Annotated in this window: 22 protein-coding genes; 11 read left to right on the forward strand and 11 right to left on the reverse strand. The window is 64.5% G+C overall.

Annotated features, from left to right (window positions below; translation table 11 throughout):
* Positions 1-18 precede the first annotated feature (18 nt).
* Positions 19-315 carry an SbtR family transcriptional regulator gene (locus tag SBI67_RS14830; protein ID WP_318981258.1) on the forward strand — a complete coding sequence of 99 codons (297 nt, stop codon included), beginning with the start codon at positions 19-21 and terminating at the stop codon, positions 313-315.
* On the opposite strand, the gene SBI67_RS29135 is transcribed toward SBI67_RS14830, so the two are convergent.
* From SBI67_RS29135 to SBI67_RS14850, 5 genes are all read right to left on the reverse strand, one after another.
* Entirely contained in the window at positions 197-817 is a 621-nt protein-coding gene (locus SBI67_RS29135) for an ankyrin repeat domain-containing protein (RefSeq protein ID WP_413232477.1), read from the reverse strand. The two genes, SBI67_RS14830 and SBI67_RS29135, sit on opposite strands and share 119 nt — an antisense overlap.
* A gap of 20 nt (positions 818-837) precedes the next feature.
* The gene (locus SBI67_RS14835) at positions 838-1,125 is read right to left on the reverse strand and encodes a hypothetical protein (protein WP_318981348.1); all 288 of its coding nucleotides are present in this window, start codon (positions 1,123-1,125) and stop codon (positions 838-840) included.
* Positions 1,126-1,129: 4 nt separating this feature from the next.
* Positions 1,130-1,273, reverse strand: a complete 144-nt coding sequence (locus tag SBI67_RS14840) for a hypothetical protein (protein WP_318981351.1) — start codon at positions 1,271-1,273, stop codon at positions 1,130-1,132.
* Positions 1,274-1,514: 241 nt separating this feature from the next.
* The gene (locus tag SBI67_RS14845; protein WP_318981259.1) at positions 1,515-1,907 is read right to left on the reverse strand and encodes a hypothetical protein; all 393 of its coding nucleotides are present in this window, start codon (positions 1,905-1,907) and stop codon (positions 1,515-1,517) included.
* A 928-nt stretch (positions 1,908-2,835) separates the two neighbouring features.
* Complete coding sequence (locus tag SBI67_RS14850) at positions 2,836-3,960, reverse strand: FAD-dependent oxidoreductase (protein ID WP_318981260.1); 1,125 nt, start codon at positions 3,958-3,960, stop codon at positions 2,836-2,838.
* A 362-nt stretch (positions 3,961-4,322) separates the two neighbouring features.
* Here SBI67_RS14850 and SBI67_RS14855 point away from each other — a divergent pair, with 362 nt between their 5' ends.
* Positions 4,323-5,570, forward strand: a complete 1,248-nt coding sequence (locus SBI67_RS14855) for a KasA/KasB family beta-ketoacyl-ACP synthase (RefSeq protein WP_318981261.1) — start codon at positions 4,323-4,325, stop codon at positions 5,568-5,570.
* Between the two features lie 21 nt (positions 5,571-5,591).
* Here SBI67_RS14855 and SBI67_RS14860 read toward each other — a convergent pair whose 3' ends face one another.
* Complete coding sequence (locus SBI67_RS14860) at positions 5,592-7,424, reverse strand: fatty acyl-AMP ligase (protein WP_318981262.1); 1,833 nt, start codon at positions 7,422-7,424, stop codon at positions 5,592-5,594.
* Positions 7,425-7,808: 384 nt separating this feature from the next.
* Between SBI67_RS14860 and SBI67_RS14865 the strand changes: the two genes are divergently transcribed.
* A complete protein-coding gene (locus tag SBI67_RS14865; RefSeq protein WP_318981263.1) occupies positions 7,809-8,258 on the forward strand; it encodes an STAS domain-containing protein in 450 nt (149 codons plus the stop codon).
* A gap of 7 nt (positions 8,259-8,265) precedes the next feature.
* On the opposite strand, the gene SBI67_RS14870 is transcribed toward SBI67_RS14865, so the two are convergent.
* The gene (locus SBI67_RS14870) at positions 8,266-8,943 is read right to left on the reverse strand and encodes a PAS and ANTAR domain-containing protein (protein WP_318981264.1); all 678 of its coding nucleotides are present in this window, start codon (positions 8,941-8,943) and stop codon (positions 8,266-8,268) included.
* A gap of 124 nt (positions 8,944-9,067) precedes the next feature.
* Positions 9,068-9,823 (reverse strand): STAS domain-containing protein, encoded by a 756-nt coding sequence (locus tag SBI67_RS14875; protein ID WP_318981265.1) that lies wholly within the window; start codon positions 9,821-9,823, stop codon positions 9,068-9,070.
* A 289-nt stretch (positions 9,824-10,112) separates the two neighbouring features.
* Between SBI67_RS14875 and SBI67_RS14880 the strand changes: the two genes are divergently transcribed.
* From SBI67_RS14880 to katG, 5 genes are all read left to right on the forward strand, one after another.
* Entirely contained in the window at positions 10,113-11,045 is a 933-nt protein-coding gene (locus tag SBI67_RS14880) for a helix-turn-helix transcriptional regulator (RefSeq protein ID WP_318981266.1), read from the forward strand.
* 14 nt (positions 11,046-11,059) lie between these two features.
* Entirely contained in the window at positions 11,060-11,776 is a 717-nt protein-coding gene (locus SBI67_RS14885) for a GAF and ANTAR domain-containing protein (RefSeq protein ID WP_318981267.1), read from the forward strand.
* A gap of 71 nt (positions 11,777-11,847) precedes the next feature.
* Complete coding sequence (locus SBI67_RS14890) at positions 11,848-12,129, forward strand: GlsB/YeaQ/YmgE family stress response membrane protein (RefSeq protein ID WP_266050216.1); 282 nt, start codon at positions 11,848-11,850, stop codon at positions 12,127-12,129.
* A gap of 151 nt (positions 12,130-12,280) precedes the next feature.
* Complete coding sequence (locus tag SBI67_RS14895; RefSeq protein ID WP_266050227.1) at positions 12,281-12,685, forward strand: Fur family transcriptional regulator; 405 nt, start codon at positions 12,281-12,283, stop codon at positions 12,683-12,685.
* Between the two features lie 39 nt (positions 12,686-12,724).
* Positions 12,725-14,908, forward strand: a complete 2,184-nt coding sequence (gene katG, locus SBI67_RS14900; protein WP_318981269.1) for a catalase/peroxidase HPI — start codon at positions 12,725-12,727, stop codon at positions 14,906-14,908.
* Positions 14,909-14,967: 59 nt separating this feature from the next.
* On the opposite strand, the gene SBI67_RS14905 is transcribed toward katG, so the two are convergent.
* Entirely contained in the window at positions 14,968-15,846 is an 879-nt protein-coding gene (locus SBI67_RS14905) for an SDR family oxidoreductase (RefSeq protein ID WP_318981270.1), read from the reverse strand.
* An 84-nt stretch (positions 15,847-15,930) separates the two neighbouring features.
* Between SBI67_RS14905 and SBI67_RS14910 the strand changes: the two genes are divergently transcribed.
* Positions 15,931-16,497 carry a TetR/AcrR family transcriptional regulator gene (locus SBI67_RS14910; protein WP_318981271.1) on the forward strand — a complete coding sequence of 189 codons (567 nt, stop codon included), beginning with the start codon at positions 15,931-15,933 and terminating at the stop codon, positions 16,495-16,497.
* Between the two features lie 39 nt (positions 16,498-16,536).
* Positions 16,537-16,899: a hypothetical protein gene (locus SBI67_RS14915; protein WP_318981272.1), complete on the forward strand. Its 363-nt coding sequence runs from the start codon at positions 16,537-16,539 to the stop codon at positions 16,897-16,899.
* A gap of 485 nt (positions 16,900-17,384) precedes the next feature.
* On the opposite strand, the gene SBI67_RS14920 is transcribed toward SBI67_RS14915, so the two are convergent.
* The gene (locus tag SBI67_RS14920; RefSeq protein ID WP_318981273.1) at positions 17,385-17,699 is read right to left on the reverse strand and encodes a hypothetical protein; all 315 of its coding nucleotides are present in this window, start codon (positions 17,697-17,699) and stop codon (positions 17,385-17,387) included.
* A 336-nt stretch (positions 17,700-18,035) separates the two neighbouring features.
* Here SBI67_RS14920 and SBI67_RS14925 point away from each other — a divergent pair, with 336 nt between their 5' ends.
* Positions 18,036-18,512, forward strand: coding sequence for an HIT family protein (locus SBI67_RS14925; protein WP_318981274.1), 477 nt, complete (start codon positions 18,036-18,038; stop codon positions 18,510-18,512).
* Positions 18,513-18,534: 22 nt separating this feature from the next.
* On the opposite strand, the gene SBI67_RS14930 is transcribed toward SBI67_RS14925, so the two are convergent.
* Positions 18,535-19,563, reverse strand: a complete 1,029-nt coding sequence (locus SBI67_RS14930) for a DUF294 nucleotidyltransferase-like domain-containing protein (RefSeq protein WP_318981275.1) — start codon at positions 19,561-19,563, stop codon at positions 18,535-18,537.
* Between the last annotated feature and the right edge of the window lie 198 nt (positions 19,564-19,761).

Genomic DNA, 19,761 nt, shown 5'->3' on the forward strand with positions numbered 1-19,761 from the left:
GCCGGCTACGACGCGCTCGTGCAATGGATCGACATGTTCGTCGAGTTCCTGGTCACCAAACACGGACTGGCCGCTGCACTGCAATCGGGCAACGCCCGCTTCGAGGCACTGCACGCCTCCTTCTTGGAGCGTTTGCTTCTCGTGGGCACAGCGTTACTGGCCGCAGCCGAAGACGCCGGTGAGATCCGTCCGGGCATCAACGCCTACGGCATGCTGCGCGGTATCGGAAACCTGTGCGCGGGCCCCGATGGGGACGATCGCTACGACGCTCAGCAACTGGTGGCACTCTTGGTCGCCGGGCTGCGCGTGCAGTAACCGCGCGCCAAGCCCCGTCGCCGACCAGGAAACGATCAACCTCGTGTCCAGAACTAGGCACGGTGAGCTTGCTCGACTGTCTTCTCGACAGGGTTGTGATGGCACGCCATAGGCGAGTTTGATTGCTACGTGGCGTTTTGAACATGGACAAGCAATCCGCCTTGCCGTAGCGCTCAGCTTCGCTCAAGGGACTGTGTCCGTGGTAATTCTCGAGGGTGGTATTTGACCCGTAGTCGACGAGAAGCCGCACAAGATCGTCCGTGTCCTCCTCGAAGACAGCTCGATTGAGCGGCGTATTGCCCCATTTGTCTTGGGGATCGACGCCAGCACCGGCTTCGAGAAGGATCTTGGCAGCACCGTAATTGTTGTTGATGGCGGCCATGTGCAGAGGGGTGAGTCCGTCGGCGTCGGGTTCGTTGACGTCGTAACCTTCGCCTATCGTGTCGTGGACACTGTCCTGAGTTCCCCGGACTGCCGCTTGGTGCAAGTGTGTGCGAGCCATGTGGGAGAACTCCTTCCTTACTAGTGCAGTAAGCGGTCAGGTAGACATGCTTCTTCAAGATCCAGCTCCCCGCTAGCCTGCTTGTCCGACAGAAATGCATGGACATGATCGACCACTGAACCGGCGGGGATATCGACCGCGACAATCTGGCGCAATCTCTCATAACAACAGCCCATCTCAACCAGCGCGTTCAATATTTGTTCTTCACCAGAAAAGAAGATGATGCGCACTGTCAAACGCCGTGACCATTCGAGTCGATCCGAAAACCAAACCACGGCGCTATTGGGGTCGCCGGGGTGTCCTCGCACTATGTCATTTACGGCGAGAGGTTTGACGAAAAATGTTGTCGATCCGGTAGCGATTCTCGCCCAGCGCTTCAACCCACATGGTCTCAACCGCGTACGGAGGCCACGGGTGCTCTGGATCATCGTCCTCTAGCGGCAGGTTGAAGGCCATGCGCCGACACGATTCACCGCGCGAACCCGTGAATTCATGTTCAACGCCTTCTCGATCGATCAATGATCAGTCCCTCCAGGCATGCTGACCCTCTCGGCGTCGGGGGTGGCGCGGTTGATCGCCACGTAGCCGTCGGTGTCCGCTGGCATCACAGTATGGGCCGGGGCCGCACGAATGCGGTGACATCCGTACCCAACCGAACCTAAGATGCGGGCGATCGTGCATCAAGGCTCTGGACTACTCAGACTACGATCGTGCGTTCGCCATATTGGATATTGAAAGATTCGTAATGATCTTCCGAATCGTGCAGTACTAGCGTGTACTCATTATCGAACTTTAGGGACAGGGCGCGAGGTTTGGTCTCTACATCAAGGATATGTTTGCCCAGCAGGTTTACGAGATCACCGGCAAGCGAGAGCGCACTTTCTGCTAATCTGCTCCCACGAACGTGGGTGATGATCTCGATATCAGCCTCGATGACGCATGCAATATCGGGCGCGTCAGAAACCGCTTTGAGATCGATGGTCGGATCATCAAATCGGAGAACTAATTCGTTTTCACCAAAGCACATCTGTCGCAGCAGTTTCCCGATAAGAAAATCGAAATTTTCGTCAGAAGAAATACCAAACATCACACCCGCCCACGGTCTAATTGCATCATTGAAATGAGTCGCCGCTCACCAATATCCTCGATCAAGTCTATGCTAGGCCGAGCCTCATGGTCGAGACACTCGAAGGCATGTAAACCCGCGATCGTGGCAGGTCTATCAAATTGTGCGCGAATCTGCGTCGTTCGACTAACACGGCTGCAGTTCGTCACTTCTGTCCTTTGCGGTGCTTCTTGCTTGTCTTTTGTTTCTTCGTCTTCTTGCTCCCGCGGTCATGTGAGTGGCCATGATCTGAGTTGTGCCCACTACTGGGGTCAGACCGTTCCGGCGCCGACTGAGCTTCCTTGCTCGCACGGTTGCGCTACTTATCGGGGACCTCTTGGACACCGGCGGCTTGGTCTTCACGCTGTTCAGCGGGAGTGGATGGTCGAGATCTCTGACCGGTCTCAGCTGGCGACGAATCTGTCCTCGCCGATGACTCTGGGTATTCCACATGTGTCCTTGAACGCGCTTGCGCACTTGTGACGTTGGAAGGCGGCTTCATCGTTGAGGGATCGATTGCCTCTCTTGAGTGTTCTCAATTTTCCAGTAGCCGCGTGGATACATTGCGCTAGGACGCGGCATTTCCCTCAGCCTGAAACCAGGCGGCAATTCGATTGGCGGATGCTGGGGAGGGTTCGTCGGCGGGATGAACTCTTTGGGCGCCTTTGGTTCTCCTTTCTGCGGGCGAACCTCAGGTGATGGCGACGATTTGGCCGATGCTGCCGGCGGTGAGCCATCCTCGGAGAAGTGGGGGAACCAACACCAAAACCGAACCATGAGCTAGCTCGCAGCAGACAATTCGTGCGGATCGATAGTGCACTCACCGGCGGATGCCAACCGGTAAAGCAGGGCCTTAAGCAGCGGAATATGGGGCTTAGTTTCCTGAATCGCCGCCATCGCCCTGGGTGACCGCTCATCCGAGCACCCCGGCGAACAACTCCACCACACTGCGCGGCGCGTCAGGCCCGAAGAACCGCTGTAGGTTGCTTGCACTGCGCCGGGCCACTTCAGCACTGCGCGGGAACAGCGCCTCCTCATATGCAGACAGCGCGTCCTCGATCCTGGGGTGCGCCGCGATCTCCGCCGCGAGTGCTGCGCCGTCGAACATCGCAAGATTGGCGCCCTCGCCGGCGAACGGAGACATCAGGTGCGCGGCGTCGCCGATCAACGTCACCCCGGGCGTCCGCTCCCAGCGATGCGTGACCGGTAACGCGTAAATGGGGCGCAGCACAGGATCACTCAGATTCTCGAGCACCAATGCACGCAGTGCGGGAGCCCAATTTGCGAACCGCCGCTCCAACATCGCCCGGGTAGCCGAAAGATCACCGGTATCGACGGATGTCATCAGCTCGAGCGATGCATTGACGGCGACGTAGCCGCTGAGTGTGCCGTCGGCGTTGTGGTGGGCCAGGATGCCTTGCCCGGGCGCCACCGCCATCAGCGTGCCCCGCCCGATGAGCGCCGCGTCCGCGCGCGACAGCAGTTGGCCAGGCGCGGAACGGATCTCGATGAAGCAGGTACCCGTATAGATCGGATCGGCACTCGACACGCTGCGACGGATTTTCGACCAGGCACCGTCGGCGCCGACTACGAGGTCGGCCGTGATCGACGAGCCGTCGGCGAAGGTCAGCTGAGGGTGCTGCCCGGCAGCGGCGACCACACCGGTCACCTTATGACCCCAGCGGATGGTGCCGCTGGGCAGCGAGGCAATCAACATGGCGCGCAGCTCGCCGCGGTCCACTTCGGGCCGGGTGCCCAAAGGGCTTCCCGGCCAATCGAACACGATGGTGCCGTCACGGTCGGTGATGCGTTTGGCGTCATGCCCGGCACGGATGAGGGTGTGGAACTCGTCGAACACACCGGCGTCGCGCAACGCCGCCTGCCCGGTGTGGGTATGGATATCGAGCAGGTCACCCTGCCTGCGCGCCGCAGCCGATTCGTCGGCGTCGTACACGGTGGTGGTGACGCCTCGACGATGCAGTGTGCGGGCGAGTGTCAGGCCGCCCAGGCCGGCTCCGACAATGGCTATGGATGACATTCAGCGCTCCTCGGTCAAGGCCCGACGAGTGTCGAGTCATTGATGAAAAGACGCTGGGCGGCTTGAGGCGAAGGCCTGAGCACCGTATCGACGACCGGAGGACCGATCGCTTTTCGCGACGGGCACCACTATACGCCCGGGGTGGGCCGGTGGCCGGATGAGAACGACCGTCGGTCGAGCGGCGGAACCTGCGCCCGGAGCCTGGGTGCCAGCTGTGGATATGCGCTAACGTCGTATTCGACGTGCGATGGCGGGTGCCAAGCCTGCCGGTGACATGCGGTCCAGCCCGTGGCCGCGCCGTTGTAGCCCGGCACCCGCGAACAGTGGTGTGTGGCCGGGTGAAGCTGCCTGGGGAGGGCAACGTGGCGTTGAATACAAACGTCCGATTTCACGATGTCGTGGTGACCGGTTTCGCCGCCACGACAGCGATCGCCGCGGACGCCGAGCAGACGTGGACGGCATTGTTGGCCGGCGCCAGCGGTATCGAGAAGCTGGAGTATCCGTTCATCGAGCAGTTCGGACTGCCGGTGCACATCGGTGGGCCGCTGCGCGAAGACATCGCCAGCCAGGTCAACCGCGTCGAGGCCCGCCGGATGACCCGGGTGACCCAGATGGCGACGCTGCTGGGCCGCCGCGCCTGGACGCACGCCGCCGCGCCGGACATCGACACCCGACGGCTCTCGGTGGCGATCGGCCAGGGCTACGGCACCACCCACGACCTGGTCGAGCTGTACGACAACTGGCAGGTTCGCGGCATGCGCGCCGCCTCACCGCTGACCGTCCAGATGCACATGCCCAACGCGGCCGCCGCGGCAGTAGGCCTGGAACGCAAGGCTAAAGCGGGTGTCATCACCCCGATGGTCGGCGATGCCTCGGGGACGGCGGCCATCGGGGAAGCCTGGCGCCTGCTGGCGCTCGGGGAGGCCGATATGGCGATCTGCGGGGGAGTGGAAAGCGCGATCGAGGCAACGCCGTTGGCGGCCTTCAGTAATGCCGGGTGGCTGTCCACCCGCAACGACGACCCGGAAGGAGCATGTCGACCCTTCGACCGCGACCGGGACGGGACAGTGCTCAGCGAGGGTGGCGCACTACTGGTGCTCGAGACCGAGGAGCACGCGAAATCACGTGGAGCACAGATCTTTGCGCGGGTGCTGGGCTATGGTCTCAGCTTCGACCCGTCCGAGGAGGGCACCTTCGACCCGACGGGGGAGTCCGAGGGCGAGGCGATCCTGCGCGCGCTGCGGGCGGCCGGCCTGACGCCCGCCGATGTCGACCATGTCAACGCACACGCGACGGGCACCCGGGACGGCGACCGCTCGGAAGCCGCCGCCATCCGATCGGTGTTCGGTGCCCATCACCCGGCGGTGTATGCCCCGAAGGCAGCGCTCGGGCAATCCATGGGCGCCACCGGCGCCATCGAGGCGATAGTAACGGTACAGACCTTGCGCGACAACGTGATTCCGCCGACGCGCAACCTGCACCGGCTCGACCCAGAATTCGATCTGGACGTGGTGGCTGGGCAACCGCGCAGCGGGGACTACCAATGCGCGGTCAGCACGTCGTTCGGTATCGGCGCCGTCAACGCCGCAGTGGTGTTCGGCCGGTACTGACCGACCGACAACCCAGAAGGTTCAGCGGTCGAACTTACCGGCCAAATATTCGGTGCGACACGCGTTGCGGGCCAGCTTGCCCGAGGTGGTGCGCGGGATGACGCCGGCGGCCACCATCCGGATATCGGCGGCGCGCACCTGGTGCCGCCGAGCCACCGCGGCCCGGATCGCGTCGACGATCGGGCCCGGTTCGGCGCGGCCCGACCCCGCGGCGCGCTCGGCGACGATCACCAACTCCTCACCGGACACTCCGGGCACCGAGAACGCGGCCACATAGCCGGAACGGACCGCAGGTGACGCGGCGCTGACCGTGGTTTCGATATCGGTGGGGTAGTGGTTGCGGCCGTCCACGATGATCATGTCTTTGATACGGCCGGTGAGATACAGTTCGCCGTTCAGGTAGACGCCGAGATCGCCAGTGGCAAGCCACAATCCGTTGTCCACCACACCGTCGGCGTGGCTGCCGCTGCGCAGCCGGGTCTGCAGCTTGTTGCCGAACACCCGCAGGCTTTCGTCGGCTCTGCCGAAGTAGCCGCGCCCAACGTTGTTGCCGTGCAACCAGATCTCGCCGACCACACCGTCGGGCTGCTCCTCGCCGTCGGCGTTGGCGATCACGGCCCACTGGTTGGGTATCGGCTGTCCGCATGACACATGCGCGACAGCACCCTCGGCGTCGGCATCGACCACCACGGCGCGGCCCTCGTTCAGCTCAGCCCGATCCAGGTGGACCGCCGCGGCCGCCGCCGACGGCGCGATGCTGGCCACCGACAGCGTTGCCTCGGCCATGCCATAGGACGGTTTGATCGCCGTCGCCGGCAGGCCGTACGGGGCGAAGGCCGCGTTGAACTTCTCGATCGAGGACATGGTCACCGGCTCGGAGCCGTTGAGCAGCGTCACCACGTTGGACAGGTCGAGTTCGTCGCCCTGCGGTGGCAGTCCGCGTTCGGCGGCCAGCTCGAAGGCGAAGTTCGGCGCAGCGGCCAGGGTGCGCCCATGGGCCGACTCGGTGCCCAGGGCCTTGATCCACCGGTATGGTCGGCGGACGAAGGCCATCGGGTCCATCAGGGTGATGTGCGCGCCGCACAACGCCGGGAACATGATCATGATCAGGCCCATGTCGTGATACAGCGGCAGCCAGCTCACGCTGCGGATGCTCATGTCCAGATCACCGGCCAGGATCATCTGCAGCACGTTGGTGCAGACATTGCGGTGGGTGATCTCCACACCTGCCGGGGTCCGGGTGGATCCCGAGGTGTACTGCAGGTAGGCGATGTCGTCGGTGTTCTGCTCGACTGGGGTGAAGGTGTGGGCGACGGAATCGGGTACCGCGTCCACGGCGATCATCCGAGGCCGCTCGGCGGCGGGCAGCGTGCGCAGGAAGTTGCGGACCGCCTCGGAGCCGGCGGTGGTGGTGAGTACGACGGTGGGTTTCGCGTCGGCCAGCACGGCGGCAAGCCGCTCGGCATGCCCGGCCAGGCTCGGCGCGAATAGCGGCACGGCAATGTTGCCGGCGTGGATGGCCGCGAAGAACGCCGCCACGTAGTCGACGCCTTGCGGGGCCAGGATGGCGACGCGGTCCCCGCGGGTGGTGACCTGCTGCAGCCGTGCGCCCACGGCGCCGACTTTGGCCCAGAGCGCGTTCCAGCTGAGCTCGACGACCCGGCCGTCGGCGTCCTGGGAGTAGTCCAGGAAGCGGTAGGACGGGGCGTCCCCGTAGATGGCCCGGTTGCGGTCCAGGAAAGAGGTCAGCGTGAGGCCATCGGGTATGACGATGGTGCCGTCGGCGCGCACGTAATCCTCAATGCTCGCCGCGGCATTTTCAACGATGTTGCCACTCAAGGCTTCCCGACCCATAGCACAAATATAGTAGCAGCGCTAACTATCCGGAGAATCGTGGAGTGATGGGAGTTGTCACTCCGGTGCTCTTCTGTGACCTGTGCCGCATGCGCAGCCAGATTACCGTTGCGCGGTTTTGTTTGTCGGACACGGCAGTGCGGTGAGGTCGTAGAAAGCCGCTCAAGCAAACGAGCCAACGGGACCGAGCTGGCATGCCCGCCAGCTCAGCGGCCGGACCGGCGGGTATCCGCAAACCGAACGCCGGCGACCGGTCCGTCGCATTATGTGGCCCAGGTCACTATGATGAAGGCGGTTGAGCCAACAGCTTGCTTGTGAGCACTCGACGTGCGGACCGGCGGCTGAGTCACCGCCCGCGCGTCGCCGAAAGTCAGGAAGTGGCATATGGCGCAGACGCGAACCATGGACCACGGGCGCCGCCGCGCACCCGTTCGCGCCGACACCGTCCTCAGCATCGACACCCAGTGGTACGACCCCGCCGTCACCGTGGTCACCGTCGGCGGTGTCATCGACGCGGCCAACGTCGACACCTTCGTCGAGACGGCGCTGGACCGGGCGATGCTGTGCTGTTCGATGATCGTGGATATGCGGGGCGTCCGGTACCTGTCGGTCTCCGGATTCGAGGCGCTGCGTCTGCTCGACGGCCGCTGCGCCCTCGCCGACACTCGGTGGACGGTGATTCCGTCTTCGGCGGTTCGGCGTTTGCTGCGCCGCTTCGACCTCGCCGGCCAGGTGCCCACCACCGCGTCCCTCGAGCAGGCGTTTGCCGCGGCCCAATTGCACGTGCCCATCGTGCAGTTCGCCGGCCCGGACGGTGACAACAGAACCGCCTGATTCGGCGTCAGCTCTGCGCGGCCGGCTCGCCGTTGATCGAACCGGGCCGCGGCGGCCGACCGGCGGCGTTGAGCCATTCGTCGAAAACCGCTGCGCCCGCGTCCGCCAGCAGGGGAGTAGCGGAGGCCCCGGCGTGGTGCACCAGCCGCTCGGCGAGGTCGCGGAGTTTGACATTGGCGTTCTGCGACAGCGTGGTCAACACGCGGAAGGCCTGCTCGGGGTTCAGCCCGTACCGCAGCATCAGCATGCCGATGGCCTGGTTGATGGCCGCCCGGCGCTGGGTGATCGCCGCAAGTTCGGCGGTGACTTCCTGCTGGATGTCGGCCTGGAAGCCGTCGGTGATGTCCACATAGAAGCCGGCTGTGCCGGCATGCGCACCGTCGGGGCCGACGATGCGATCACCGACAACCACGACCTGCCTGATGCGACCCGCCGTGTCGATGATGCGGTGCCTGCTGCTGAACACCGCGCCGTGCAGGCGAACGTTCTCGATCAGCTCGGCCACCGTGCCGCGGTCGTCGGGATGCTTGTGCGACAGCATCAGTTCCGTCGTCGGCGTCACGGAGCCCGGTTCATAACCGTGCATCACCGCCACCTCGTCGGACCACTCCCAGGTATCGGAAGCGGCGAGGTAACGAAAGCTGCCCGCGTGGGGCGTCCGGTTTGCCGGCTCGTCGTCGACCACGGCGTCACGGTAGAACGGACGGCGGCGTTGCGACGAACCGTGCGCGTCGGTATTTCGTTGCGTGGATAGCCCACTACGCCGGAAGCACTATTCGAGCACGTCGATGCGGACCAGCGCCCCGTGGTCACAATGCGTTCTCGGGACCCAGCACAGCCCACACCGTCTTGCCCGACACCGTTGGCAGGCAGCCCCAGCTCCGGCTCAGCGCCGAGACCACCGCCAACCCGGATACCGGGCTAGCGCCGGACCGCGGGTGTTCCCGGCGCTGAGCCGGGACCGGGCTGGCGTCCTCGACGGCGACGGTGATCTGGTCGCCGTCGCATTCGATGATCAGCCAAGGCGCCGAATCAGTGTGCAGCAGAGCATTTTCCGCCAACTCCGAAGCGATGATCGCGGCCACGGGGATCATCGCGGTGTGCGACCAGTCGGTCAGCCAGTACTCGACCAGTCTGCGGGCCCTGGCCGCGCCACCCAATCCAGCGGGCAGCTCGGCCCGAGCTCTTTTCCGGCGCCGGTTTTGGCCCGTTCCGCAAGCGGTGCGTGCATCGGCCACGGTGCGATACACCGGTACGTGGCGGGTGATTCCGGTGCGGCGGAGGGTGTCACAGGTGGTGGGGTCGGAGCAGACCAGAACGATGGGCACGTCCGGCCAGGTACACACGTGCCAGTGGGCGCTGGTGAACACCGACCAAGCTGACGCGTCGGGTGCGTGCAGCGCGTTGACGTCGACGATGACGATGGGCGGTTCTTCGAGGGCGGCATTGATGACGATATCGCGCAACCTGCGGTAGGTGGATCCGTCCAGTGTCCCGGCGCACGTCAGGGGCTGCTCCCCGCTCCGTCCGGGCGCCGGGCCGTCGATGCGAAGGGCGATGGTCACTGGTCCGCCGTGCCTCGCCGTCCGTTGTGGTCGGTCAAAACCCGCCCCGCTTTCTGCGTCGGTGCTCATCGGTTCCGTTCGACCGGCTCGCGTGCTGGGCGCGCGACCGGTCTACACGTTCGGTACCCGACGTTGCCGCGGTAAAACCCGCAGTGGCGGTGGGCGGTATGCTGGCTCGGTCCGGCTGAGCAAAAGCCGACCCGGTCCTGTGCGCCATCGACGCGCAGGGGCGGCGTCAACAGGCCCAGACTTGTCAGAGCGGACCGAAAACGTGAACGGGTTGAACGGCGTGAGCGCCATCGCAGCGCCACCGGCGATCGAGCGGGTGGCGACGGCCCCGACCGGCTCCGATCCTGCCCACCTCGACGACGCTCTGCGTGTCGAGGGCCTGCTTCCCGGAAACGGACCGCGGCGGCTGCGCCGCGCCGCTGTCGGCTTTGCGATCGACGAGATCACCGTCTCGCGGCGCGCTCTTATCAGCGCCGCGCCGCTGGCCGGGGTCACCGTCGGAACCTTGCTCGACGGCGTGGCCCGGCTGCCGGGAGGTGTGGCGGTGCAGCCGGGTGTGCCGGTGCTGGCCCACGTGGAGCGCGGCTGGTCGCTGCAGGTCGAGCACGGCGCCGTCCAGGTGATCACGGTGGAACCATGGTTGTTGCAGCGGACGGCCGACGATTTCCTGCCCAGCTGCGGTGATTCGCTGCGCGCGCTGGAGCCCACCCCGGCCACCCCTGGGCTCGCGGCGGCGTGGACCCACAGCGTCAACTATGTCCTGCAGACGTTGATCACGGACAGCCCGCGCCCGGTACTGGGGGCGTCGGGCCGGGTGCTGGCCGCGGCGGTGTTGTCTTGCTTCACCCAGATCGATGCGGCGAACGTGCCTGCTCTGCATGATCCCGGCCTACCGATGTCTTTGCGTCGTGCGTTGTTCTTCATCGCCGAGAATGCGCGGGATGAGATCGGGGTGCAGGAGATCGCCGGTGCGGTGCACCTGTCGCCGCGCGCGGTGCAGTACCTGTTCCGCAAGCATCTCGGCCAGACGCCGACCGAGCATCTCCGGCGGGTCAGGCTGCAGCGTGCCCATCGTGACCTGGCGGCCGCCCATCGCGGTGCGACGACGGTGTCTGAGGTGGCCCGTCGGTGGGGATTCAGCCACACCGGTCGGTTCGCGGTGCTATATCGGGAGGCCTACGGTGTCAGTCCGCACGTGACGTTGCGTGGTTAGGGAAGGGTGTGCACATGACGCACAGCTACGACGATGCACTGGCGGCTGCCATGGCGGATCTGGCCGGCACCGCCGTGGACGGACGCAAACCCGTCGACCAGACGCTGTCGGAGCTGACCGAGGCCGCGGTCGCCATGATCGACGGTGTCGACTGTGCCGGCATCCTTCTCATCAAGAATGACGAGTTCAACTCGGTGGCAGCGACTTCGGACGTCGCCAAGTCACTGGACCACGCACAACGCGAAACCGGCGAGGGGCCGTGTGTCGACGCCGCCGAGCGTGACGTCATCGTGCGGTCCAACGATCTGCGCCACGACCCGCGGTGGCCGCGGTTCAGCGAGATCGCGGTATCCGAGGGCGTGCTGAGCGTGATGTCGTTCCGGCTGTATACGGAGGGAGTCGACAGCGGCGCGCTGAATCTGTTCGGCTTCGGGACCGGGTCGTTCACGGCCGAGCCGGAGGCCTTGGGCGCCATGCTCGCCACCCATGCTGCCGTCGCCCTGGTGGCGGTCAACCGTCAGCGGCAGTTCGAGTCGGCCCTGGCCAGTCGGGACCTGATCGGGCAGGCGAAAGGCATTCTCATGGAACGCTTCGACGTCGATGCCGTGCGAGCCTTCGAGTTGTTGCGCCGGGTCTCACAGGAGTCCAACACGCCGGTCAAGGAAATCGCCGCGCGGTTGACCGAACGCAAGCCAGACGACCGCGACGGGTCCGGCGGCGGATCGGTTTGAAGTTCGCGCGCAGCGGGCAATCCCGTTCTACGCGCGCCACCGGGGTGCACCGTACGAACAGGAGTAGGACCATGATCGGGACCATCATCAGCGCTCTCGTCGTGGGGCTGATCATCGGCGCCTTGGCTCGGCTTGTCATGCCGGGCCGCCAGGACATCGGCGTCATCATGACGATCGTGCTCGGCGCCTTGGGCTCACTCATCGGCAGCTGGTTGACCTATCAATTCGGCTACCACAACGCCAACGGCGGCTGGGAGGTCATCCCGTTTGTCGTCGGAGTGGCCGTCGCGGCCGGTCTGATCGCCGTGTATGTGGCGATCCGGGGCGGATCCTCACACCGTATGACGCACTGACAACTCCACGCTCACCACCGAAAGCCCCGGCTATGGCCGGGGCTTTCGCTTTGCCTCGAGGCCACCGGACACACCCCAAATGTTTTTCTTGACTAATTCCAGATAAGGGGTGAGACTCGTTCGCGTGGGTACGGCAGAGGAGTTCACGCAGATGCTGCGGGACGCCGCTCTGCGCGTGACCCGTCCCCGGGTGGCGGTGTTGACCGCCGTGCACGGTCATCCGCACGCCGACACCGATACGGTCATCCGTGCGGTGCGGGCGGACCTGCCCGACGTCTCGCACCAGACGGTGTACGACGCGCTCAATGCCTTGACCGCGGCCGGATTGGTGCGCCGAATCCAGCCTTCCGGGTCGGTGGCTCGTTACGAGTCCCGGGTCGGGGACAACCACCACCACGTGGTGTGCCGAGTGTGTGGTGTCATCGCCGACGTCGACTGTGCGGTCGGCGAGGCACCCTGTTTGACGGCCTCAGACGACCTCGGCTTCGCCATCGAGCAGGCCGAGGTCATCTACTGGGGCGTATGCCCCGACTGTGCTCTGGCGCAGCCAGTTTGATCATCTGTACCCAGTCCGACAGCCCCGGAAAGGAACGACATGTCCGAAACGTCCCCACCCATCGGTGAAGCCCAGACGGAGCCCGCCGAAAGCGGTTGTCCGATGCGCATCAAGCCCCCCGTGGAAGGCGGCAGCAACCGCGACTGGTGGCCCAATGCGGTGAACTTGAAGATCTTGCAGAAGAATCCGCCCGCCATCGATCCGATGGATGAGGGTTACGACTACCGCGAGGTCGTCAAGACGCTCGACTTCGAGGCCTTCCAGCGTGATTTCGACGCGCTGCTCACCGACTCGCAGGACTGGTGGCCCGCCGACTTCGGACACTACGGCCCCCTGTTCATCCGGATGTCCTGGCACGCCGCCGGCACCTACCGGGTCGTGGACGGGCGCGGTGGTGCCGGGCGCGGCATGCAGCGCTTCGCGCCGCTGAACAGCTGGCCCGACAACGTGAACCTGGACAAGGCCCGGCGCCTGCTGTGGCCGCTGAAGAAGAAGTACGGCAAGAAGATCTCCTGGTCCGACCTCATCGCCTACGCCGGCAACCGGGCGATGGAGCATATGGGGTTCAAGACCGCCGGGTTCGCGTTCGGGCGCGAGGACTATTGGGAGCCCGAGGAGGACATCTACTGGGGCGCCGAGCATGAGTGGCTGGGCTCGCAGGAACGTTACGCGTCCGCCAATGGCGACCGGACCAAGCTGGAGAACCCGCTGGGCGCCAGTCACATGGGTCTCATCTACGTGAACCCCGAAGGGCCGGAAGGGAAGCCGGACCCGGTGGCTGCGGCCATCGACATCCGGGAAACCTTCGGCCGGATGGCGATGAACGATATCGAGACCGCCGCTCTGATCGTCGGCGGCCACACGTTCGGCAAGACCCACGGTGCCACTGAGGTGGAGAACGGCCCGGAGCCCGAAGCCGCGCCGCTGGAGCAGGCCGGCCTGGGCTGGAGCAACTCCGGTGTCGGCAACGAGACCGTGTCCAGCGGCCTGGAGGTGATCTGGACCCACACACCGACCAAGTGGGACAACAGCTTCCTGGAGATCCTGTACGGCAACGAGTGGGAGCTGACCAAGAGCCCCGCGGGCGCCTACCAATGGCAGCCCAAGGACGGCGGCTGGGCGAACTCGGTGCCGATGGCCCAGGGCAGCGGTAAGACCCACCCGTCGATGCTCACCACCGACCTGTCCATGCGGATGGACCCGATCTACGGTGAGATCACCCGGCGCTGGCTGGACCACCCCGAAGAGCTGGCCAAGGAGTACGCCAAGGCCTGGTTCAAGCTGATGCACCGTGACATGGGTCCGGTGGTGCGTTATCTGGGGCCGTTCGTCCCCAAGGAGACCTGGCTGTGGCAGGACATCGTGCCGGCCGGTACCCCGTTGAGCGAGGCCGATGTCGCCACCCTCAAGGCGGCCATCGCCGATTCGGGCCTGACCGTTCAGCAACTGGTGGACACCGCGTGGAAGGCCGCGTCGTCGTTCCGGTCCAGTGATATGCGCGGTGGCGCCAACGGCGGGCGCATCCGGCTGCAGCCTCAGCTGGGCTGGGAGGTCAACGAGACCGAGGAGCTGGCCCAGGTGATCCGCAAGCTGGAGGAGATCCAGGCGAGCGCGGGTGTGCAGGTGTCCTTCGCCGACCTGGTGGTTCTCGGCGGCGTGGTCGGGCTGGAGAAGGCGATCAAGGAGGCCGGGTTCGACGTCGCCGTGCCGTTCACCTCGGGCCGCGGTGACGCCACCCAGGACCAGACCGATGTCGAGTCGTTCTCCTACCTGGAGCCTACGGCCGATGGCTTCCGTAACTACGTCGGCAAGGGCGAGAGCCTGCCCGCCGAGTACCGGCTGATCGACCGGGCCAACCTGCTGGGGCTGACCGCTCCGGAGATGACGGTCTTGGTCGGCGGTCTGCGGGCGCTGGGTGCCACCTACGGTGGGTCGGATCTTGGTGTGCTGACGGACAAGAAGGGTCAACTGACCAACGACTACTTCGTCAACCTGACCGATATGGCCACCAAGTGGGTGCCTGCCGAGGACGGCACCTACGTCGGCACCGACCGCGCCAGTGGCGCGCCGAAGTGGACCGCCAGCCGCGTCGACCTGCTGTTTGCGTCGAATTCGCAGCTGCGGGCGCTGGCCGAGGTGTACGCCGAGGACGACGCGAAGGAGAAGTTCGTCAAGGACTTCGTCGCCGCGTGGACCAAGGTGGCCAACGCCGACCTGTTCTAACTGCAGCCCTGCTGAGCCAGGCCGGTCCCCGATGGGGGCCGGCCTGGTCCGTTCTCCGGTCAGCCGAAATAGTGGCCCTGCGCCAGATCATCCAGCAGGCCGACCTCGATCGGATTCCAGCCCAAGGCTTTTCGCGTGTGATCGCTGGAGGCGGCCATGTCGATGGCGAAGAAGGCGCCGAGCCAGCCGAAATGTTCGGGCTCGGCCTGGCGCACCGGCAGGCCGAGCCCGGTGCCGATCGCCTCGGCGATGACCCGGCTGGTGATGCCCTCCTCGGCCACCCCGTGCAGGATGCTGCCGGCCGGTGCGCCCACCGGCTGTTCCAGCGCGAGCCGGAACAGCCGCGCCGCGTCCAGGCGGTGCACCGCCGGCCACCGGTTGGCACCCTCGCCCGGGTAGGCGGCGACGCCGGTCTCGCGAGCGATCTCGATGAGTCGCGGTACGAAGCCATGGTCGCCCTTGTCGTGCACGGTCGGGGACAGCCGGATCGCGACGACGCGGACCCCGCGTTCGACGTACCCCAGCGCCGCTGCCTCGGACTGTCGGGGCATCCCGGGGGTCGCGGCGTCGGACTCGGTGATGAGATCGCCGGTGCCCAGCGCTGCGAGGCCGGAGGTCACCAGCAGCGGCCGGTTCGATCCGGCGAGTGCCTCGCCGAAGGCGGTGATGGCCTGCCGATCGAGTTCGCCGGCGCGGGCGTAGTCGGTGAAATCGTGATGGAACGCCAGGTGCGCCACCGCATCGGCGGTTTCGGCGGCCGTGCGCAGGCCGGCCGGATCGGCGAGATCACCACGATGAGGCACCGCCCCCGCGGCGCGGATGGCCGCGGCCGATTCGGCTGAGCGGGCCAGGCCGGTCACCTCGTGGCCGGCGGCCAGGAGCTCGGCGACCACGGCCGATCCGATGAATCCGGATGCTCCGGTGACGAAGACATGCATGAGAACCTCCAGTGATGTCAGTAGCTGTCATCAGGCGTAACTCGATGACAGTCGCTGTCATTCCGGCGCGATAGGATTTCGCCCGTGAGCCGGTGGCAGCCCGACGCCAGGGGCCGCCTCGAGCAGGCGGCGATGGAGCTCTATGCCACCCAGGGGTTCGACGCGACGACGGTCGCCGAGATCGCCGACCGTGCCGGTTTGACCGAGCGCACCTTCTTCCGGCATTTCGCCGACAAACGCGAGGTGTTGTTCTCCGGGCAAGGGACGCTCACGGCGTCGATGGTTGCCGCGGTGGCCGAAGCCGCGCCGGAGGTCTCCTCCATCGATGCGGTAGCCGCCGCGGTACGCGCGGCCGGCGCGATCATCGGGACACGGCGGGACGCCGCCCGCCGGCGGCAGGCGGTGATCGATGCCAATCCCGGCCTGCAGGAACGGGAACTGATCAAGCTCGCGACGCTGGCCACCGCGCTCACCGACGCGCTGCGCGAGCGGGGATTGGGCGACCGCACGGCGCGGCTCACTGCCGAGGTGGGCATCGCGATGTTCAAGGTGACGTTCGAAGGGTGGATCCGAGCCGAGGGTGATCCCGAGTTCGACGATGTCCTCGCCGACGCGATGGCGGACCTGAAAGTCGTCATCGCCGGCGGTTAAGTTGTTCCCCCGCAGGCGAAACCGGCATAAAATCGACGGGTGTCATTCCCGGTGTGGGCCGGCGAATGGGGCGTCGTTCCGGACCGGGCGTACGGACGGCCACAGACGCTGAGCAGACGGCAGGCGCGGCACTGGAGTCGGCAGTTCTCCGGTGTCGGTGTCACCATCACCGCGGCCCGGCTGCGAGATCTGGTCGCCGGTAGCGCCGCCTCCGATGACGAGGTGACCGATATCCGCTTCGCCCTCACCGCACTCCACATCGAACACCAGCGGCAGCAGGCGACCGTGCGGCGGGCCCGTGCCGCCATGGTGCAACTGTTGATCTTCATCGCGATCACACTGGTAGCGCTCAACGCGCTGCTGTGTTTGGCCTACTTGATGCTCAGGGCGGTGCCGTACTGACCGCAGCGGGCATCGCCGTAATCGCTTTAGCGCCTCTTGCTGACGATACGTGTTGAGCGGATTCCCAGGGCTCCGTGATGAGTGCACGTTCTCATGGTTGGTGAGGAAGGGAAGGAGAAGTACCGGGGTGCACGCGGTTTTGCGGCATAGGCGCATAGTGCCCGGTGAGCCACATAGAACGGGCTGTGTTCGGGGCTGTCCACAATCGTCGTGGCTTTCATGTCTCTGAGACCGTCGAATACTTCAGGAAAATGATCTCGCATCTCTTACGAGCCGCGATGTTAACGTCGATCGGGAGTAGGCGAGCCGCGAAGTTGCGGTCGACTTGGTGTTGTTGATGAAGTGAGATACCCGCTTCGGGGGAACCGGCAGAAGCCGGACCCATAGCCGAGCCGCAATTGTAGACACTGAAGCGTCCCCGCCCGTATGCGGAAGTGCGATATCGAACGTTCGCCTAAAGCCCCACCAACGCTGGAGTTATCTCGTTAACCGGCCTCGGGACCATCGTCGTGGGTTGGCACGTCGGCCTGATCCGAGCCAATCGTCGGGACCCGTCGACGGGCTCGTTGATTGTTCTCCGCATTGTGCAAAGCTGCTCGGAATCCCTCCACGTTGTACTGGCGCTCGAGAAACTCTGTCACGGCGACGTCGATGACGTCTTGCAAGGTGAATTTGCCGACAAACGGTTGTGCCATCGCCAGTTCGAATCGCCTGCGGTCACTGATGCGGTACCCCGACGGCGACCGAGGATCGGGATCGGGCGTCGGTCCGCGGCGCCCTCGGCGTGTCGGATCGGCCACGACTCAGGTACCTCCTTTAACCTAGACCACGAAACAACGAAACAAAGTTTCGCAGTTTCTGGTCGGCAAGACCAGTAGGACGGTGGCCATGATTCACGCGACTCCCCGCGTTGCCGTCGGCGACGCTCGATCGTGGCTGGAATGCCGCATTGCGGCAGGCAATCGCAAGTCCATGGATGGCGATGCACCGAAGGGAAGACGTGCCGCAATCGAGCTGTTACCTTCCGTAAGAGCGATTGACAGGCAGCAAATTCGAACATATGTTCGAGACGAGCCTCCCGTCGCCAAGGGAGGAGGCAAATCTTGTCAGTCTGGACGGCTTTAATGGGAGAAGTGATGCAGACCCACGATGCACCGACGCCCGCAGCGAGTATCCCCGCAGTTAACCAGGACGGATGTCCGGTTTGTAAGTTCGCGTTGTGGATGCCAGTCGCCAAGCTGAGTGTCTCTCGCGTCGGTCTCTACGATGACGCTCGATTCCCGGGCCGGCTAATCGTCAGCCTTGACGAGCATTACGAACACTTCGACCAGGTGGAACCGGGACTCTTGAGCGCGTTCATGGCCGACCTAAAAGTCGCGTCGCTGGTCCTGCGCAAGATGAGCAATGTCGACCGCGTGAACATTGCAGTCCTTGGAAATAAAGACCCCCATGTCCATGCGCACGTCATCCCGCGACGCTTCGATGACGTCAACCATGGGGTTTCGCCGTGGGAGGGAGCCCCGCCCCACGCGAAGCTCTCGGCTGCCGACCGCATCATGTATATCGACATGTTGAGGCAAGGCTTCGAATCGGTGGATCAGCAAATCGTCTGAACATCGATCACTTCGGAGCGCATCAGAAGAGAAGATAGCGGCGTGTGTTGTCTGCCACTTCGGTCCACTCGCCAAGGAAAATGTCCTCGTACGCCGTTTGCATGTGCTCAGCAGCCTCACGAAGTTCGAGGTAACGAGCATCGTCCTTCCGTGAATCCCAAGGGAGAGACTCAAAGTGCTTCCGTTTAGCTTCGCTGTCGGTTGACCGGATGAAGAGGTCGATGGTCGAAAACACCTTCCGCGCCGCATCGCGAACAGACTCGGGAGCGTCTCGGGTGACCATGGCTAATCTCGCCAACGGGGGTGAGGTGTAAACGTCGGTCAGGTAGTCGACCCAAGGAACAGAGGGGTCACGCGGTGCAATAAGCGGCAGAATCGAACTGGCGAACAGGTTCTTTCGGGTCGTCACTAGCTTGATATGCCGCAGAACGGCTTTCGACTCCAAGCCGCCTAGTGGGGCCTTGGCTTGGTAGTCGATCGCAATCTGGCGCCAGTACCGCAGCATGTCATTCAGTAAGAACCGCGGTGGACGTTCTTGTGGGACTGGGAAGAGGTCAAGGTACCGCCGGATGGTGCGTTCCAAGATCGTCGCATGTAACTCGGGATTCAGAAGACTGACAGATTCTTGGACAATCTCCATCCGAACTGTGTGGGTGTGGTTGGTGTCGTCCTGCAAACCGATACGTTCGATAACATCGAAAAGCCCTGTAGCGCGGGCGAATAAGCCACTTGTTCCCGGATCCTTCGAAGTAGCGCCCGGCTCCGCCGCCTCCTGCGCGATAAGTTCTTTGACCCTTGCGACGAGTTCGCGTGCAGCGGCCGGGTGCGCGGGCATTGCGTTAACGATTACGAGATAGTCGACATCGCTTGCGAGCGTGTACTCACGGCGAGCCAGGGAACCACACGCTATAACGTCCATCCCGTCGGTACCTTGATCCTCAAGCGCAGATCGCATGCGGGCGATGAGATCCTCGGAGCGATTAACCGCAGCACTCAATCCAGTGACACTGTCGGACAATCCGAGCTGCGCTATGGCCTCGGTGAGGTTCATTCGCGCGCCCTTCAGACTGTTGACCAGATCCTTCCGGTATCAGTGTATTGGTAGAGCGCCTATCCATCTGGGTAATGCCGCAGGTGAAAGCAATTTGCTGCCAAGCTTGGTGGTGTGTCGTGCACGGTCGACAACGTACGAGCTGCTTCACCGTAAAGTCAGACTGCCTTGGGAAATAGAGGCCATCCCAGAGCGCGC

Origin of the sequence: Mycolicibacterium chengduense, assembly GCF_033741155.1 — a bacterium.
Taxonomy (GTDB): Bacteria; Actinomycetota; Actinomycetes; order Mycobacteriales; family Mycobacteriaceae; genus Mycobacterium.

Bases quoted from the DNA above. Each gene is read 5' to 3' on its own strand.
- SBI67_RS29135 (WP_413232477.1), bottom strand. From the start codon at position 817: ATGGCTCGCACACACTTGCACCAAGCGGCAGTCCGGGGAACTCAGGAC.
- SBI67_RS14840 (WP_318981351.1), bottom strand. From the start codon at position 1,273: ATGGCCTTCAACCTGCCGCTAGAGGACGATGATCCAGAGCACCCGTGG.
- SBI67_RS14850 (WP_318981260.1), bottom strand. From the start codon at position 3,960: ATGTCATCCATAGCCATTGTCGGAGCCGGCCTGGGCGGCCTGACACTC.
- SBI67_RS14860 (WP_318981262.1), bottom strand. From the start codon at position 7,424: ATGGGTCGGGAAGCCTTGAGTGGCAACATCGTTGAAAATGCCGCGGCG.
- SBI67_RS14865 (WP_318981263.1), top strand. From the start codon at position 7,809: ATGGCGCAGACGCGAACCATGGACCACGGGCGCCGCCGCGCACCCGTT.
- SBI67_RS14885 (WP_318981267.1), top strand. From the start codon at position 11,060: ATGACGCACAGCTACGACGATGCACTGGCGGCTGCCATGGCGGATCTG.
- SBI67_RS14890 (WP_266050216.1), top strand. From the start codon at position 11,848: ATGATCGGGACCATCATCAGCGCTCTCGTCGTGGGGCTGATCATCGGC.
- SBI67_RS14895 (WP_266050227.1), top strand. From the start codon at position 12,281: ATGCTGCGGGACGCCGCTCTGCGCGTGACCCGTCCCCGGGTGGCGGTG.
- katG (WP_318981269.1), top strand. From the start codon at position 12,725: ATGTCCGAAACGTCCCCACCCATCGGTGAAGCCCAGACGGAGCCCGCC.
- SBI67_RS14905 (WP_318981270.1), bottom strand. From the start codon at position 15,846: ATGCATGTCTTCGTCACCGGAGCATCCGGATTCATCGGATCGGCCGTG.
- SBI67_RS14925 (WP_318981274.1), top strand. From the start codon at position 18,036: ATGCAGACCCACGATGCACCGACGCCCGCAGCGAGTATCCCCGCAGTT.
- SBI67_RS14930 (WP_318981275.1), bottom strand. From the start codon at position 19,563: ATGAACCTCACCGAGGCCATAGCGCAGCTCGGATTGTCCGACAGTGTC.